General features: G+C 52.1%; 20 protein-coding genes and 1 pseudogene. 9 read left to right on the top strand and 12 right to left on the bottom strand.

All coding sequences use genetic code 11. The features are described from left to right. Positions 1-16: 16 nt before the first annotated feature. Positions 17-550, bottom strand: coding sequence for a 2,4'-dihydroxyacetophenone dioxygenase family protein (locus ACYP2Q_RS07705; protein WP_259197963.1), 534 nt, complete (start codon positions 548-550; stop codon positions 17-19). Positions 551-692: 142 nt separating this feature from the next. On the opposite strand from ACYP2Q_RS07705, the gene ACYP2Q_RS07700 reads away from it, so the two are divergent. After that, positions 693-1,658, top strand: coding sequence for a helix-turn-helix domain-containing protein (locus tag ACYP2Q_RS07700; RefSeq protein ID WP_459729949.1), 966 nt, complete (start codon positions 693-695; stop codon positions 1,656-1,658). Between the two features lie 12 nt (positions 1,659-1,670). Here ACYP2Q_RS07700 and ACYP2Q_RS07695 read toward each other — a convergent pair whose 3' ends face one another. Beyond that, positions 1,671-3,161, bottom strand: coding sequence for a glycoside hydrolase family 1 protein (locus tag ACYP2Q_RS07695; protein ID WP_459729948.1), 1,491 nt, complete (start codon positions 3,159-3,161; stop codon positions 1,671-1,673). Between the two features lie 294 nt (positions 3,162-3,455). Here ACYP2Q_RS07695 and ACYP2Q_RS07690 point away from each other — a divergent pair, with 294 nt between their 5' ends. Then, a complete protein-coding gene (locus ACYP2Q_RS07690) occupies positions 3,456-3,935 on the top strand; it encodes a MarR family winged helix-turn-helix transcriptional regulator (RefSeq protein WP_259197969.1) in 480 nt (159 codons plus the stop codon). 130 nt (positions 3,936-4,065) lie between these two features. On the opposite strand, the gene ACYP2Q_RS07685 is transcribed toward ACYP2Q_RS07690, so the two are convergent. Continuing rightward, complete coding sequence (locus ACYP2Q_RS07685) at positions 4,066-4,431, bottom strand: histone-like nucleoid-structuring protein, MvaT/MvaU family (RefSeq protein ID WP_259197971.1); 366 nt, start codon at positions 4,429-4,431, stop codon at positions 4,066-4,068. Between the two features lie 104 nt (positions 4,432-4,535). After that, positions 4,536-4,784 (bottom strand): type II toxin-antitoxin system PrlF family antitoxin, encoded by a 249-nt coding sequence (locus ACYP2Q_RS07680; RefSeq protein WP_259197975.1) that lies wholly within the window; start codon positions 4,782-4,784, stop codon positions 4,536-4,538. A 376-nt stretch (positions 4,785-5,160) separates the two neighbouring features. Between ACYP2Q_RS07680 and ACYP2Q_RS07675 the strand changes: the two genes are divergently transcribed. Next, positions 5,161-5,400 carry a hypothetical protein gene (locus ACYP2Q_RS07675; RefSeq protein WP_459729947.1) on the top strand — a complete coding sequence of 80 codons (240 nt, stop codon included), beginning with the start codon at positions 5,161-5,163 and terminating at the stop codon, positions 5,398-5,400. Between the two features lie 94 nt (positions 5,401-5,494). On the opposite strand, the pseudogene umuC reads toward ACYP2Q_RS07675, so the two are convergent. Next, positions 5,495-6,774: pseudogene (gene umuC / locus ACYP2Q_RS07670) on the bottom strand (translesion error-prone DNA polymerase V subunit UmuC). Next, positions 6,761-7,195 carry a LexA family protein gene (locus tag ACYP2Q_RS07665; protein WP_150783468.1) on the bottom strand — a complete coding sequence of 145 codons (435 nt, stop codon included), beginning with the start codon at positions 7,193-7,195 and terminating at the stop codon, positions 6,761-6,763. The pseudogene umuC and the gene ACYP2Q_RS07665 overlap by 14 nt, the downstream one beginning before the upstream one ends. 409 nt (positions 7,196-7,604) lie before the next feature. Between ACYP2Q_RS07665 and ACYP2Q_RS07660 the strand changes: the two genes are divergently transcribed. From ACYP2Q_RS07660 to ACYP2Q_RS07650, 3 genes are all read left to right on the top strand, one after another. Beyond that, positions 7,605-8,012 carry a hypothetical protein gene (locus ACYP2Q_RS07660; protein WP_150779205.1) on the top strand — a complete coding sequence of 136 codons (408 nt, stop codon included), beginning with the start codon at positions 7,605-7,607 and terminating at the stop codon, positions 8,010-8,012. Then, complete coding sequence (locus tag ACYP2Q_RS07655) at positions 8,009-8,227, top strand: TA system antitoxin ParD family protein (protein WP_150779206.1); 219 nt, start codon at positions 8,009-8,011, stop codon at positions 8,225-8,227. Before ACYP2Q_RS07660 ends, ACYP2Q_RS07655 begins: the two co-directional genes overlap by 4 nt. 333 nt (positions 8,228-8,560) lie before the next feature. Further along, a complete protein-coding gene (locus ACYP2Q_RS07650; RefSeq protein WP_150779207.1) occupies positions 8,561-8,860 on the top strand; it encodes a hypothetical protein in 300 nt (99 codons plus the stop codon). 359 nt (positions 8,861-9,219) lie between these two features. Here the strand turns inward: ACYP2Q_RS07650 and ACYP2Q_RS07645 are convergent, their stop codons facing one another. Genes ACYP2Q_RS07645 through ACYP2Q_RS07630 form a run of 4 tightly spaced genes read right to left on the bottom strand, consistent with a single transcriptional unit; the run spans position 9,220 to position 11,214 of the window. Continuing rightward, positions 9,220-9,576 carry a hypothetical protein gene (locus ACYP2Q_RS07645; protein ID WP_459729946.1) on the bottom strand — a complete coding sequence of 119 codons (357 nt, stop codon included), beginning with the start codon at positions 9,574-9,576 and terminating at the stop codon, positions 9,220-9,222. 50 nt (positions 9,577-9,626) lie between these two features. Beyond that, complete coding sequence (locus ACYP2Q_RS07640) at positions 9,627-10,031, bottom strand: DUF6957 family protein (RefSeq protein WP_459729945.1); 405 nt, start codon at positions 10,029-10,031, stop codon at positions 9,627-9,629. A gap of 7 nt (positions 10,032-10,038) precedes the next feature. Continuing rightward, positions 10,039-10,431: a hypothetical protein gene (locus ACYP2Q_RS07635; RefSeq protein ID WP_459729944.1), complete on the bottom strand. Its 393-nt coding sequence runs from the start codon at positions 10,429-10,431 to the stop codon at positions 10,039-10,041. A 45-nt stretch (positions 10,432-10,476) separates the two neighbouring features. Next, complete coding sequence (locus ACYP2Q_RS07630; RefSeq protein ID WP_459729943.1) at positions 10,477-11,214, bottom strand: metallophosphoesterase; 738 nt, start codon at positions 11,212-11,214, stop codon at positions 10,477-10,479. Between the two features lie 140 nt (positions 11,215-11,354). Between ACYP2Q_RS07630 and ACYP2Q_RS07625 the strand changes: the two genes are divergently transcribed. Both ACYP2Q_RS07625 and ACYP2Q_RS07620 read left to right on the top strand, forming a co-directional pair. Next, positions 11,355-11,885, top strand: coding sequence for a transcriptional regulator (locus ACYP2Q_RS07625; protein ID WP_150783473.1), 531 nt, complete (start codon positions 11,355-11,357; stop codon positions 11,883-11,885). A 221-nt stretch (positions 11,886-12,106) separates the two neighbouring features. Continuing rightward, positions 12,107-12,475 carry an endonuclease gene (locus ACYP2Q_RS07620; RefSeq protein WP_459730094.1) on the top strand — a complete coding sequence of 123 codons (369 nt, stop codon included), beginning with the start codon at positions 12,107-12,109 and terminating at the stop codon, positions 12,473-12,475. A gap of 74 nt (positions 12,476-12,549) precedes the next feature. On the opposite strand, the gene ACYP2Q_RS07615 is transcribed toward ACYP2Q_RS07620, so the two are convergent. Continuing rightward, positions 12,550-12,915, bottom strand: a complete 366-nt coding sequence (locus ACYP2Q_RS07615; RefSeq protein WP_459730093.1) for an SPOR domain-containing protein — start codon at positions 12,913-12,915, stop codon at positions 12,550-12,552. A gap of 251 nt (positions 12,916-13,166) precedes the next feature. Between ACYP2Q_RS07615 and csrA the strand changes: the two genes are divergently transcribed. Continuing rightward, a complete protein-coding gene (gene csrA / locus ACYP2Q_RS07610; protein ID WP_008057174.1) occupies positions 13,167-13,358 on the top strand; it encodes a carbon storage regulator CsrA in 192 nt (63 codons plus the stop codon). 98 nt (positions 13,359-13,456) lie between these two features. On the opposite strand, the gene ACYP2Q_RS07605 is transcribed toward csrA, so the two are convergent. Next, positions 13,457-13,912 (bottom strand): DUF2214 family protein, encoded by a 456-nt coding sequence (locus ACYP2Q_RS07605; RefSeq protein ID WP_459729942.1) that lies wholly within the window; start codon positions 13,910-13,912, stop codon positions 13,457-13,459.

Genomic DNA, 13,912 nt, shown 5'->3' with positions numbered 1-13,912 from the left:
GGGCCTCCTCGCTGCACTAGCGGAAAAGAGTATCGACAAGGTCAGCGCCGAGCCCAACCTTTTCGTAGTGCTCACGACACATTGCGATGTAGTCATGCACATCGAAATGCCCAATGGAGTTGCCTGCTTCATCAAGCCATATCAACGGCCCTTGAACGATAAAGAAAACACGCATTGGCTCCTCATGCTCAAAGGCAACCAATGTGTGTCCTTCTCCGGGAGTCTCATAGACGAAGTCACCGCGCGTGGCAGTCCAATCATGCTCGAGATAACCCCACTTGCCGGAGATCGTATAGGCGAAAACTTCATGAGGGTGGTAGTGGCGATTGACCAAGCCGGCTTCACGAGCGAGCAGGATGTCGCACCAACGATTTTGCTGTGGGGAAATCCATAACGGGCGGGATGCAACTGTTTCAGTAAAAGGCACGTAATACCGCTCATCCTCAGTGGCGGCATTGGGTATGTAGGCTTCGGGCAAGGCATCAGGCTTGAACGGGGACTCGATTGGGCGGATGTCGCGCCAGAACTCTGAGATTGCGTTGGCTACCATGGTTGTTGTCTCCAGTGCGTTGTTGTTATGTTCTGGTGACGACTGTAACCACTCACTGTCTAGGGCATTTGCCTCGCCGGGACGCGGTGCTTGACTCGCTGGGACATTGGGATAATCACAACAACAAGAAGGCGGTTGCTCAATGGCCTCTCAAATTCGTACCTATGCCGATACTCTGAGCGTTCCGCCTCTTCAAAGGGTGGACTACTGGAACGCTTATAACCGCACTGCACTCGTGGGATTGCGATCGTCCTCCTTATCCCACCAAGGACTGATGGCTCGCCAAGCGAATCACAGGGTTGGAGAGATAGGGTTAGCTGACATCTCGGGCAATGATCATTTTGTGGAGCGCGATGCGCTGCTGGTCGAGCAGAGCCCCAAAAACTCAGTTTTCGTCTGCCAGATCCAGCAAGGTTCTGGTTTCTTCGTACAGGATGGACGTCATTTGCTGCTAACGCAGGGTGACCTGGTTATATACGACACTCGCACACCGTTCCTCTTGGGCTTTCTCACTGAGATGCATGAAAGCTTGGTGGATGTACCAGAAGCCGCCTTTACTCGATGCACCGGTATTGCTGCGGATCAGCTCCCAATTAAGATCACCCCGGATAGCCAAGCCTCGAGAATGTCGGCCAGTCTTCTCGGGCGCACCGTCACCGAATGTATGACTCAGGAGCACTCGGGTGAACAAGATCATCTCGCGGGTGTTATCTATGACACCTTGAGCATGCTGCTAAGGACTCAGCTTGATGACCAACGAACGAGTGCTACCAGTGAGCTATCCAAGTTATTGGCCAAGCGCTACATTCTCAAGCACCTGGTAAATCCTGAGTTATCGCCCGCCGAGGTTGCTCAGGCAATCCGCCTTTCGCTGCGCCAATTGAACCGACTTTTTCACCAGGAAGGTACAAGTCCGGCCCGCTATATCTGGGAACAGAGAGCGTTGCGCGCTTTCGAGGACTTGCACAATCCAATGAAGCGAGTTTTAACGGTTGGGGAGATTGGTTTCGCTTGTGGTTATTCCACCCAGGCCCATTTCAGTCGAGCGATGAAGGAACGGTTTGGTATGACTCCCTCCGAAATCCGCAACCAAACCGAGAAGGATTAAACGCTTTCGTTATCAATTAATCTTTTGAGCTGATGAGACTGGTGAGTCACAGTCTTTGGATGTGACGGGATCCCCCTTGACCAGACGTGCATAGACCAACGCACTGTTCTTGGGAGTTCGCTTTTGCGTATCGAAATCCACGTAGATCAGACCAAACCGGCTACCGTAGCCGCTCAACCATTCGAGATTGTCGTGGCTTGACCAGACATGGTAACCGCGTACATCCGCACCGGCTTTCATCGCCTCCACCATAGCGGCGACGTGATCCACAATATATCTGCATCTGTTTTCATCTCGGACTTCGCCGTTAACGAGCACGTCCTCTCCGGGAAAGCCCGCCCCATTTTCAGTGATAAAGACAGGAGGATTACCGTATTCGACGCGGATACGATCAAGCAATGCCTTGAACTGGTCAGGTCGAACTGCGCCGTTGAACGCGGCTAAGGCCCCTTCTGGCAACCACATTTTTGGCGCGTAACCCTCTGCACCAGTTTTATGGCTAATGAACAGCGGTGAGTAGTAGTTGACACCCAGGTAATCGAATTCAGCTGCACCTACCCTCTTTGCATCACCGGCTTGAACATCAATATCAAGGTGCATGGTATCGGCAAGCTTCAGAACATCAGCTGGATAGGTTCCTTTGTAAATGGCATCAAGAAACCAACGATTCAACACGCCATCAGCAGACTTGGCGTCCTGCTCGTCGGACGACGAGGCATTTTCTGCAGTCAAAATCGGGAACAAGGGCAAAGCGAGGCCCAACCGACCTTTGTAGCCATGGGCAGTAAAGCTTTCTTTGGCGGCAGCAGACGCCAAGAGGATGTGATTGAAGACCTTCAACGCCTCCCCTAAATGAGCAGCGCTCGGAACGATAGCTAAATCACCAGGTTGACCATTGAGTCGCTCTTCGGCCATGACCTGAGTGGCCCTCTCCACAGAAGGCTCGTTAACCAGGACGAACAGGTCTACCTGATCTGCAAAGTTGGCAAATACTACTTCAGCGTAGCGTTGGAACCAGGCAACAGACTTTCGGTTAGCCCAGCCACCATCGCGCGCTAGGCTCGCTGGCATGTCCCAATGGTAGAGAGTCAGCATCGGTTGGATACCGGCAGCTTTCAAATCATTAATGAATTGTCGGTAATGGTTAACAGCAAGAGGATTCACTGGGCCCAGACCGTCTGGCAGCAAACGCGTCCAAGAAATGGAAAAACGATAGCTCGTGAATCCGAGGCTCTTCATCAACGCGATGTCTTTCAGATATTGCCTGCGATCATAGAAATTTATCGCAGTTGCCCCTGAGACACCTGGCCCCGCTAGGCTGTGGTCGTCTAGGTAGACATCCCATACAGATGGGCCTCGGTTGTCCACTTGAGTCGCACCTTCAATTTGATAAGCAGCGGAAGCGGCTCCCCAGCGAAATGGTTCCGAGGCCTTGGTGGGCACGGTAGCTTGGGCACTGAGGGATATGGCTAACGATATGCAGGCAATGAGACCTGTTTTCATGACAGTTTCCTTTGATCGGGCGACGCGAAATATGTACAGCACAGCTCGTTGACGAACCGCGAACGATGACCGCGAGGGATTTAATCATCAGATGATGACTAAATACAGTTGATCGCCGTCTTGTGCTGCGTCGCCTGCCCAATGCTCTGCACCAGAAGGTCTCTGGTTGTGCCCCTTCGTACGGCTTAGCCTCAGATAAAAGGCGAATCCCCTATGCTGCCCGCTCAAAGTCACCATCGAAAGCCGTCCATTCAGTTATACTAATTAACTGATTTTTCCAAGGCGCCTCCAAATATGAGAACCTCTACAGTCAAATCCGGCGCTCATGCGGACAGCGACGCACTGGACGCCGAAGCCAATTCTACAGGCCTCGAGAACCTCATCGGTTATGCGCTGCGCAGAGCACAGATCAAGGTATTTCAGCATTTCGTAGAGCAATTGGCGGAATACGATCTACGCCCCGCGCAGTTTTCAGCCCTGTCCATCATAGCCCAGAACCCTGGCCCCACTCAGACTGAACTGGCGAAGGCGCTCGCAATCGAACCACCCCAAGTAGTTCAGATGGTTAACAAATTAGAGAAAGCTGGTTTAGCGTTACGGATCCGTAGCAAGGCAGACAAGCGATCCTACGGTCTGTATCTCAGTAAGGCGGGTGAGAAGCTTCTAGCGCGTTTACAAGAAGTCGCTGCTAGTAGTGACGAGGCGTCTACCGCCAGCTTGGACAATGCCGAGAGGGCTGAGTTGTTGAGATTACTGCAGAAGGTTTACCGGTAGTTGGCTGGTAGCAGACTGCCGGAAAGGACATCGCTCCTTGATAAAGATGAATAAGTCGCGAAGAAGAATTTCTCGAATCCTGCACGATTGAAAAAGGCCCTTTAAGGGCCCTTTTGTACTCAAAGCAAACTCACTTGGTCAGCCACGACTCCACGGTGTCAGAACCGTATTTCGCTTTCCATTCCTTCAGCGTCCGGTGGTTGCCGCCTTTGGTTTCTACGACTTCGCCGGTGTGCGGATTTTTGTAGACCTTAACCTGTCGTGGCTTACGGCTGCCGGCTTTGGACTCGGTGGCTGGAGCGCGACGGCCAGACTTCGGATCAAGCAGGTTAATCACGTTCGGCAGGCTGTAGCCGTACTCGGCAAGCAGAGCACGAAGCTTGGTTTCAAATTCGATTTCTTGCTTCAGGCCAGCATCACCCTTTAGAGCTTCGAGAGCCTGGAGTTGCTCGGCCAGGTGTTTTTCGAGCTGACGGAATTCTGCGAGTTTGGACATGGTCGTTCTCTAGGTAGTTAGTCGCCTAACAATACACCAAATACTAATTTGAATTTAGGGCCAGGGAGCTCTGGGTATGCGAGTCGAGGGTTCGCTGCCCTGATTTATTCGTCCTCCGCCAAGAGCGGCGTATTCAGGTCAACATCAGCCTGACCGACTAACGAAATGATGCGGGTGACCAGACGCGTATCTACCGGTTGAATGCGCTCCGGGTACACATACATGTCAGCCGCCAACAGTTCGAGAGTTTTGGATGCGGAGGGATGAGCCTTCATCGCTTCAGCAAGCGCCGGCGAGACGTTGCTTTGAACGCGGTTCGCAGAGGTGATGATAGGGATAAGAGGTTCGTTCATGTTCCAACCTTATCTACTGTTCGACGTCGCAGCAACAGCAGGAATTTCCACCTGCTTGATGACGACGCGTTGCTCCGATTCAAAACAGGAGCTTTTTGAAGAGAAAATTATGGCTCAGCAATAATTATGGCTGAGCCATAATTTGGAATAATCCAGTTTTTCCACTTCCTCACCATTGGTGAAACTCGAATCATCTGCAGCACACCGTCCAAATTGACCGGCCTACGTCGTAAGCAGCGGTCGCAGCCCCTTCGCACCGTTGCCGCTGAGAAGTCATGAATCCCGCTGTATTGCGAATCTAAAATATCGTTGGAAAAAATCTCGAACTCTATCTACGCCGCTATCTCCAATGTTAAAGCCAATGGAGGTAAGCGAAATGAATAGCGATGACCGCGAAAATGACGTCGAATCGGAATCGACATCGAACGCTCCGCCCACAGATACATCAGGAAAACCTGTGAATGTGGTCGAAAGGGATTTACAGGATGCAGACAGGAACACCCAAGGCGTCGATGAAACCATTACGCCTTCTTCGACCCGTACCAAAGAACAGGACGTAGAGGAACTCAATCGAAAAACAGCAGAAATAGAGCGCAAGGTAGCGGATGGCAACTAGCTGGAAGACCACGTCTGATCGATAGAAAATCGGGAGGTCTGTAACAGACCTCCCTTCTTCCTTTTAACGCTCTACGAAGTCCATACTCCGGCACTCACCGGCAGTACACAGTCCAAAGCTGGTCAACTCGAGTCGTAAAGCTCTGACTCATCATTTCCCGGCGCATCCCCCAATCAGGATTGGTCGGCACGCTCGCCAAGCGCAGTGTTCCCCTACCCCATCGCTCATTGATGGAATCCAGCACGCCCATGACTTTCTCAGTCGCGACGGGCTGTGAGATTGAAAACAGGTCTTCGGTGTACTCGCCTTTCTGGCAGAGGCTGAGCAAGAGCACCTCTGCTTTGCTGTACTTGAACCCTGGCCGGAACACACGATCAACAGCCTCCACCGCTGCCTTCGTCATCAATCGTACATCGTCCGTTGGGTATGGCAATTCAACCAACACTCCGTTGGCATACTTCGCCTCTTCTGGATTGAACATGCCGGTACGAATACTGACCCTGATCTTTTTGCACAGCGACTGCTGCGCACGAAGCTTCTCTGTGGCTCGCATCATGTACGTAGCGATGGCTTCCTTGATCGGCGCGATCTCGGTAAGGCGCTTGCCAAACATCCGACTGCAGCAGATCTCCTGCTTGGGAGGATCAGGCTCATCAAGCTCAAGGCATGGATTACCGGCGAGCTCGCGCGCTGTCTTCTCAATCACTACGCTGAATTTTTTGCGCAATGTCCAGGCATCGGTTTTGGAGAGATCCCAAGCCGTTTTGATGCCCATGCCCTCCAAATGAAGAGTCATCTTCCGACCTACACCCCAGACGTCTGATACTGAACATTTTTTTAGCACCCAGTCGCGCTTAACCTGGTCACGTAGATCAACGACACCGCCACTCTGCGCCTGCCATTTTTTGGCTGCGTGATTTGCGAGTTTGCTCAAGGTTTTAGTACCGGCAATACCGACCCCGACCGGAATGCCAGTGCTTCGATACACCTGTGCCCGAATCCGACGACCGAGTGCCTCGAGATCACCTGGCACACCCGCCAAATCTGCAATGCTTCATCGATGCTGTAGACCTCAACCGCCGGCACTAACGACTCGATGACGCTCATCACCCGCTCGCTCATGTCACCGTACAACGCGTAGTTTGAAGAGAAGGCGACGATGCCGTGCTGCTTGAGCTTGTGCTTGATTTGAAAGTACGGCGCACCCATTTTCACAAACGGTTTGCTGTCCGCACTTCGAGCGATTACGCAGCCATCGTTGTTCGACAACACCACGATGGGAATCTTGGCCAAGTCAGGACGGAACACGCGCTCACAGCTCGCGTAGAAGCTGTTGCAGTCGATCAGCGCGAAGACAGGATCAGGCTTTTGGATCATGTGCACGCACGCTGAATGTCACCACCCCCCAAATAATCAGCTCATCGCCTTCGAGGATGTATCGCGGCGGATAACCCACGTTTTCGGACATCAAGATGATGTCGGCCCCACGCTTGCACAGGCGCTTACACACCGGCTCGCAGTTCACAGCCGCAATCACGATATGTCCATGCTCGGCGGTGATCGAGCGATCAACCACAGCCATATCACCATCGAATATTCCGGCTCCCTCCATGCTATGACCTTCAATGCGAACGAGGTAGATATGCGGTGCTCGGATGTCCAGGAGTTCGTCGATTGAGATGTGTTGTTCAAGGTGATCCGCAGCCGGGGATGGGAAGCCTGCCGGGACTTTGAACGAGTAAAAAGGAAGCTGAACTCCCCCTGCTGCCAACGGGCCGAGGATGGTGACGCTCATGAGACATGCCTTAATCGAAACTGTATATACATACAGTTAACGTCGAAGCGTGCTTGCGGTCAATCTCAAGCGAGGAAAATTACGACCGAAGGATTCACCGGGAGCATAATCCGCAGGTTGGCCAGAATGTCATGCGGTTTGAAACTCGACCGCTTTTCGCTGTGCAGCCGGTATTGCTGCAAGTCGCTTCTTCGCACAAGCGGCTAGCCCTGCGGGCTGGAACTCCAATCTGGAAAGATTTTTTGCAATTCACCTACTAGTAACAGGCGATTTAGTAAGCGCGTGATAGCCTCGGTCAGTCCCGGATAGTCGTTGTAGAATTCATCAGGCAAGAAAGTGACGCAGGATAAATCCAATCTGCCGTGATGTTTAGCATGCATAAAGCTCCAGAAGACGCAGGTGGAAATTGATGAATGAATTAGAAGCCCGCGAACGCAAACGGCGTTACACGCTGTGGGATTTGGCAAGGCTGCATCCTGGATCTGATCAAGCTAAACCGCATCTGGCGATTCTTGATGACATTGAGCGCCGAGATCGAGAGGAACCGATTGGAGAGGCCTGGGCAATGTCGATTGACGAGTTGCGAGTACATGTCCCAGAAACCGAGATATTGGGGCGTGACGGACACCATTTTGTTATCGTGCTTGACGAGCACATACCAGAACCCTGGAAGAATCGATTCGAAGAAGCAAGTACCGGGTCTACCCGTTTGCGGCAGGGCTGCTATGCGAGTGACTGGCACCACTTTTTGCGGCAGTGGGCACGTGAGATGAAGCACGTCGAAGCGCACAGAACGACTACCTTGGATATTTCATGAGTACCGTCATCAAGCTCGACAGTGCCCTGGTTGAAAGTGCTCGTATTTACGCTTCAGCCGCACATCGCACAACCACCAAACAGATTGAATACTGGGCCACCATAGGCCGCATTGCAGAGCAAAACCCTGAGCTGTCATATGACTTTATCGTGGGCCTTTTGCAGGCCAGAGCCCAATTGAAGGCGGGCGACGCGAGCGAGTACACATTCCGATGAAGGTCATGCAAGACAACAATTCTGGCTCACCCATCCTTGAAAATATTTGGGCCGACTTGTGATTGCTGGCACCCGGAACCAAGCTCTATGAACTCGTCCGCGACGGACTGCCTTTTGTGTTTCTCGACCGGATAGGAAGTTATGAGAGTTGAACCCTGACCGCTTTCCGTTGTGCCGCGGGCATTGCTGCAGTCGCTTGTTCGCGTAAGCGGCTAACCTTTACTGTGTAATACGCTAAATCGTGAAATGGGTAGCGGTATATTCACCAACAACAAACGATTAAGTGTGCGCATGATAGCCTCGGCTCAGACATCATTGTTCTGAGTACCCACCTTGAGCACTGCCACCGTACCCAACGATTTCAACACATTGATCAATGCACCAAAATTTTCGGACGACCCAGTTGGTCGGCGTCAAATGAAGCGCTGGCAGCTCATCGCTGATGACATCTTCAAAAGCACATCCAGAGAGGCATTGCTCGAAGCCAGGGGCAAAGCCGAAGGCTACATCGATGGCCTGGTGGACGCAGGGCATTTGTCGACGAGAGACACAGACCGCGACTATCTCATTTTGAGTATCGTCCAACGACGGCGTGAGTTTTTGCAAAAACTGCTGAACGAGTACGGTTATTGAGCCTAGGCGAGCTGTCAGCCGTCCGATGGTAAACCAGCATCATAGGATAGAGTCAGTTTGAAGCGCTCCGCAGGGGTAACTCGGAGCGCTGCTGATCGAAACCGTAAGGGCTAGCAAGCGAATGCTCAAAGGTCTGACGGAGCTCGAGCAATGAGCTTGTCCTGAATCGACAGCCATTCCTCCATTGAAATGAACACCGCAGTCCTGCGTTCTCCATCAACGAAAACTGGTTTGCGAGTCGTGATCACCTGGTCGAGCAACTCGTCAAAATGGGCTATTGCCCTAACGACTGACCATCGTTCATCTGCCATATGCCACGGCCCTACCAGGTGATCAAATGATGGCTTTCATACTACCGATTAGAATCTATCGGCGGACTGGAGAAGCTTCAAAAAGCTAGCTCTGCCGAGGTCTCGCCTGAAGCTAGCGATGACGTAATTACCATCTTGGGTCTCAAGCAACCAAAACCGGCCTTCTTTTCTCGCTGACCGAATTTTACCTGTGAGGAGAATGGAACCGTCCGCTCTGTGGTAAGCATCGTCATTCTTCGAATGGTCGAAGGACACCCCGAAGCATGTGTCATCTGCGATCATCGCGTCGCTGATAAAGGCTGTGATGGGTACGCTGTATTTTCGAAGACTGGCTCGCACCAAGCGACTCATTTGAAAGTCGCTCACATCCTTACTATGAAATTCGACTTCGATGATTTCCGGCATCCGGCCAAAGCTCCAAAAATGACTCAATATGTATTTGCGGCGGTCATTGCTTAACCAGCTTTCATTGAAAAAGCGGCGCCAATGCTAGCCTCTTTTCTCAGTCCTGGCCCAAGCAGGAGATAGACAGTATTTTTGGTTTCAAACATGCAGCCTTCAGTGAAAGACACGCCGAAATTACTGCGCACCCACATGCTAGGTTGGAAGCGACCTTTACTGTCCAGTACGATTTCGTGTGCGAAAAGCGTCGCCGGAAGTAGACCGAGCCGGGAGAGCTTTTCTTTCTCAGCAGGGTTAACCGTGAGGTCGATCAGGATCCACTGCTTAACAACACAGAAGGCTTTGCCAGGGAATGACTTTGCTGCCAAAGAGATCAGGTCTTCCTGAGATACCAGCCAACCAGGCATCTCTTCTCCAGCGCCGTAAAGGAGCTGAGAAATTTCATTAAGAGTCACCATGCGCACCTCATGGTTTTGAGTGATCGCGAACACTCGTGTAGGTCTGCCCCCCTTCAGTGACGAATTCATAGATCGGTGGTTCATTGTCAGAACTTTTCAATCTGATGTCGGAAAGCGGTTCCATCAAACGTTCATGCTGCCGGTTCATCCAAGGCGGCGAGATGAGGTATACCCTGGTGACAGCAAGAAACTCTGAATCGCCCGAAGTGAAAATATTTTGAACCCATTTTGCGTCACAGACGAGCCGCGCGCTTGGCCCAGGTACCCCATCGAAGAATCCAACTCCTTCCACAAAAAAGGAATATTGATTAGGGGTCAGATCAACGGATTTCCATAAAAGAAGATTTTCATCAGGCATTTTGTACATGCCTTGTAGCTGACTCTCGTTTGTTCTGAACACTACATACTCCTGGATAACAGACTCTATTGGGGGCGCCGTTGAATTTTAAATCGTGAGCACTAGATCAGATACAAATCCCGTATCTTCAACCGGGTAGCCACGCGGGTTGGATGCATGTGGGATACCGTCAATAGATTTTGTATACCCGACATGCGTGTGACCGTGAACCCACAGGTCAATATCGAACAGAGCAAATTCCTTCCAATCGTTGACATAAGCAGCGGCCAGATGCCCCATCTCGTACTTAATCCCTGGGGCACACTCAGGTGATGGCGCATGGTGCGTTACGACAACCGTCCTGCCTTGATACTTTATGGACAGTTCGGCGAGTAACCACTGTTTCGCAAATTCCGACCTTTCCAAGATTTCGATTGGCTTCACTCGCCGATACTGACCTCCAGTTCTGATCTGCCGATAGTCATTCATGGATCCTCGGGCGCTCTGAAGCGCAGCAGTCACGTCTCCAGTTGAACTGAAATCAGTCCAGCCGGTTGTACCCAGAAATCTCACGCCATCGATGACTGCTTGATCGTTCTCTAAAACGTGAACATGAGGGAGCGCCTTCTCACGCATTTTCTGGAGTGTGCGATCAAGGTGACCTTTGTAGTACTCGTGGTTTCCGGCGACGTAGATCACCGGGCAGCAAAAGTTTTTGTTTGCCCATTCCACTCCCCTGGCCAGTAGATCGATGTCCCCTGCCAACACCACAACATCTGCAACATGCGTAGCAGGCGAGAAATCCCGGAAATCGAGGTGAAGGTCTGACAGCAAGTGAATTTTCATACCCTCACCTCCTTGGTTTCGGTGTCAATTTATGGCTAATGTTTTATCGGAGTCGAAAAATAGACGAGCGTGAGCCATGCAAAATCGAAAATTCGCCTCCCTAATCGCCATAAATTTCATAAGACCAATATATACGGTCGATGAAATCGAAGCAACATGGCTTTATCCCTTCCTTTTGGGGATACAAGATGTCAATGAGGCGCGCCTTCGCTGTCACGCTGCGAGCTCTGCGTAAAGCAAAAGGCATGAGCCAGGATGAATTTTCAGAGGCTATGGGCCGTCATTACACGAGCTGGCTTGAGAACGGAAACTCGAGCGTTACGCTGGATAAGCTCGTTGCCATTGCTGCTGTTCTGAAAGTTGAACCACTCGTGATGATCGCTTTGTGTGAATCCGTTCGGGCTGGACAGCCCGTTCAGGAGACGATGAAAGGCGTGCTGACCGCGACTACCCTTCTCAGCCAGAACGGGTTGCTGGAAGCGTTCCAGAAGGAAGTCGATCGAGCTCAGAGTACAGAAGGCCTCTCCAATGAATCGCGTCAAAAACTGACTGAAGAAAAGATCGAAGCCCTTCTACAGGCGGGCTTGGATCAGAAGAATATTGCTAAAAATCTTGAGCTCAGCGCGGCCACGGTCTCCAGATATTGCAAAAGAATAAGAGAAAAGCGGTAATCCTCTGTACCCCAGACGTCCGACCGCATCCTTTTGGGAGCGATTGTGCGGTTGTGCCTTGTCCGTTGGTCGGAGAAAAATAACCCTATCGCAGCGACTGAAATGACAAAGGCAACGATACTGAAAGTAGAAACTATAAAATTGTCAATGTTGACAAAGGAATCAGTCCTGAAACGTATAGCTCGAGCCTTCCTAACCTACTGATTTTCCAGTCTGTCGGTCTGAAACACTCTTGGAGTCAACAAACGACACCATTCGATAACGTTGTCAATGGTGACCGCAGCAATTTCAGTTTCGGCTGGCTGCCGGAACAATCGGGCCAATACGGCTCGTGCCTGACCCAGGTCGACTTCAAGGCGAAAAAAGTCATGCCCCGCCCTTCCATCCGCGGCATGATCGCCCGGACCTATTTCTACATGAGCAAGCAATATGGATTGCGCCTGTCGAAACAGGACCAGCAGTTGTACCAGGCCTGGGACAAGACCTATCCGGTGCAAGCCTGGGAACGCCAACGCAACCAGAGCGTGGCGTGCGTCATGGGGCGCGGCAACGAGTTTGTCGGCCCCGTCGACATGAAAGCCTGCGGCTGAACGCTCGCTAAAAACAAAGGCCCGGAGCTATACACACCAGGCCTTTGTCTGTTTTCAGTTACCCGCTTCAGTCTTCACTGAACCGTGGGGCGCTCCAGCACCAGCACTTCAATGTTCTGTTTCTTCGCCTTGATCAGCGCGGCGCTCACCTGCGCCTGCCTGGCCTCGGCTTCTTCCCTGGAGCTGTACGGCCCCATCAGGATCCGGGTCTTGCCATTTTCCCTGATCACATTGGACATGAAGCTGTGCTCGATTAGCCAGCCACTGAGATCGCTGACGGCCTGAGGGGTTTCACCCCGTACTTCGAGATCCCACTGGGGCCCCGATACCTGCGCCGAGGTTGCCGTCGCTGCAGGCTGCGGCTTTTGCGCCTCTTCACGCTTGCCCTCACCGCATCCCGCCAGCGCCAATACCGCGATTGCCAAGACCATTTTGCGCACAGCGTTTCCCTCTGAATGCTTAAAGCGAGGGATTTTAGCATTCATGAATACTTAGCGAGCGCCGCAAAATGGGCTCAAAACAACGAGAATGATAGTGGCGGCCTCTGTATAGTTACACCTTGGGAATTAATGCTGTATCTGCGCGTCAGAAAGAGGCACCCAAACCGTGAGACTTCGCACTAATCTATACATAACACCGACCTCTGCACTGTCCGAATCAGGTGCCCCACAAAGCAATCAAGGAGAAGACCATGCTGATACTCACCCGCAAAGTCGGTGAAAGCATAAACATTGGTGATGACATTACGATCACCATCCTGGGCGTAAGCGGCCAGCAAGTCCGGATTGGCATCAACGCGCCAAAAGACGTCGCAGTGCACCGCGAAGAAATTTATCAGCGCATTCAGGCCGGCCTCACCGCCCCGGAAAAGCCACAAACCTGAATCCTGTTGCAGTCAGTAGCCAGCCCGTTCGCCCCGCAACGACGGCTGGCTAAAGATTCAAGCACAACATCGCCCGCGCTTTCCCCGAACAACCTCGATCAGCCGAATGCGATACCGCGCGCCATACCAGTGGCCGCCACCATCATCAGCAACACCAGCACGGCCTCGATATGACTGATTCGCGCAAACAGCGTCGCCCGCCAGGTATCGATAGCTGCGCCACGCGACCGTGCAACCCGCCATTTGATCAATGTCACCATCGGCGCAACTTCCAGTAGCAGGATGAGGACGAATAACGTCATCTTCAGATGGAACAGCGGCTGGTGCAGGTAGTAATCCGTACCTTTTTCAAAACCGGCAAAGGCCCGCATGCCGCCGGTGACCAGCAGGACAACCGCGGAAATGCCCCATATGTTGTCTGCCATCAACACACTGCGAGCCTCTCCCGTGCCGATCGCCAGGCGCCGAAAGGCCGTGCCACGCGTCAGGACAGCCCAGAATCCTAGCGCAAACGCCAACAGATGAACCGCCGCAAGCAACCAGTGAGTCAGCAT

This window comes from Pseudomonas sp. MHK4 (genome assembly GCF_054600775.1).
This window is presented reverse-complemented; position numbering and strand designations above follow the sequence as displayed.

What these genes read in the sequence shown, in the direction of transcription:
- csrA (WP_008057174.1), top strand. Translation starts at nt 13,167, where the DNA reads ATGCTGATACTCACCCGCAAAGTCGGTGAAAGCATAAACATTGGTGAT.
- ACYP2Q_RS07685 (WP_259197971.1), bottom strand. Translation starts at nt 4,431, where the DNA reads ATGTCCAAACTCGCAGAATTCCGTCAGCTCGAAAAACACCTGGCCGAG.
- ACYP2Q_RS07645 (WP_459729946.1), bottom strand. Translation starts at nt 9,576, where the DNA reads ATGCCGGAAATCATCGAAGTCGAATTTCATAGTAAGGATGTGAGCGAC.
- ACYP2Q_RS07665 (WP_150783468.1), bottom strand. Translation starts at nt 7,195, where the DNA reads ATGAGCGTCACCATCCTCGGCCCGTTGGCAGCAGGGGGAGTTCAGCTT.
- ACYP2Q_RS07700 (WP_459729949.1), top strand. Translation starts at nt 693, where the DNA reads ATGGCCTCTCAAATTCGTACCTATGCCGATACTCTGAGCGTTCCGCCT.
- ACYP2Q_RS07695 (WP_459729948.1), bottom strand. Translation starts at nt 3,161, where the DNA reads ATGAAAACAGGTCTCATTGCCTGCATATCGTTAGCCATATCCCTCAGT.
- ACYP2Q_RS07655 (WP_150779206.1), top strand. Translation starts at nt 8,009, where the DNA reads ATGAGTACCGTCATCAAGCTCGACAGTGCCCTGGTTGAAAGTGCTCGT.
- ACYP2Q_RS07625 (WP_150783473.1), top strand. Translation starts at nt 11,355, where the DNA reads ATGAAATCGAAGCAACATGGCTTTATCCCTTCCTTTTGGGGATACAAG.
- ACYP2Q_RS07660 (WP_150779205.1), top strand. Translation starts at nt 7,605, where the DNA reads ATGAATGAATTAGAAGCCCGCGAACGCAAACGGCGTTACACGCTGTGG.
- ACYP2Q_RS07605 (WP_459729942.1), bottom strand. Translation starts at nt 13,912, where the DNA reads ATGCTGACTCACTGGTTGCTTGCGGCGGTTCATCTGTTGGCGTTTGCG.
- ACYP2Q_RS07690 (WP_259197969.1), top strand. Translation starts at nt 3,456, where the DNA reads ATGAGAACCTCTACAGTCAAATCCGGCGCTCATGCGGACAGCGACGCA.
- ACYP2Q_RS07630 (WP_459729943.1), bottom strand. Translation starts at nt 11,214, where the DNA reads ATGAAAATTCACTTGCTGTCAGACCTTCACCTCGATTTCCGGGATTTC.
- ACYP2Q_RS07640 (WP_459729945.1), bottom strand. Translation starts at nt 10,031, where the DNA reads ATGGTGACTCTTAATGAAATTTCTCAGCTCCTTTACGGCGCTGGAGAA.
- ACYP2Q_RS07675 (WP_459729947.1), top strand. Translation starts at nt 5,161, where the DNA reads ATGAATAGCGATGACCGCGAAAATGACGTCGAATCGGAATCGACATCG.
- ACYP2Q_RS07680 (WP_259197975.1), bottom strand. Translation starts at nt 4,784, where the DNA reads ATGAACGAACCTCTTATCCCTATCATCACCTCTGCGAACCGCGTTCAA.
- ACYP2Q_RS07705 (WP_259197963.1), bottom strand. Translation starts at nt 550, where the DNA reads ATGGTAGCCAACGCAATCTCAGAGTTCTGGCGCGACATCCGCCCAATC.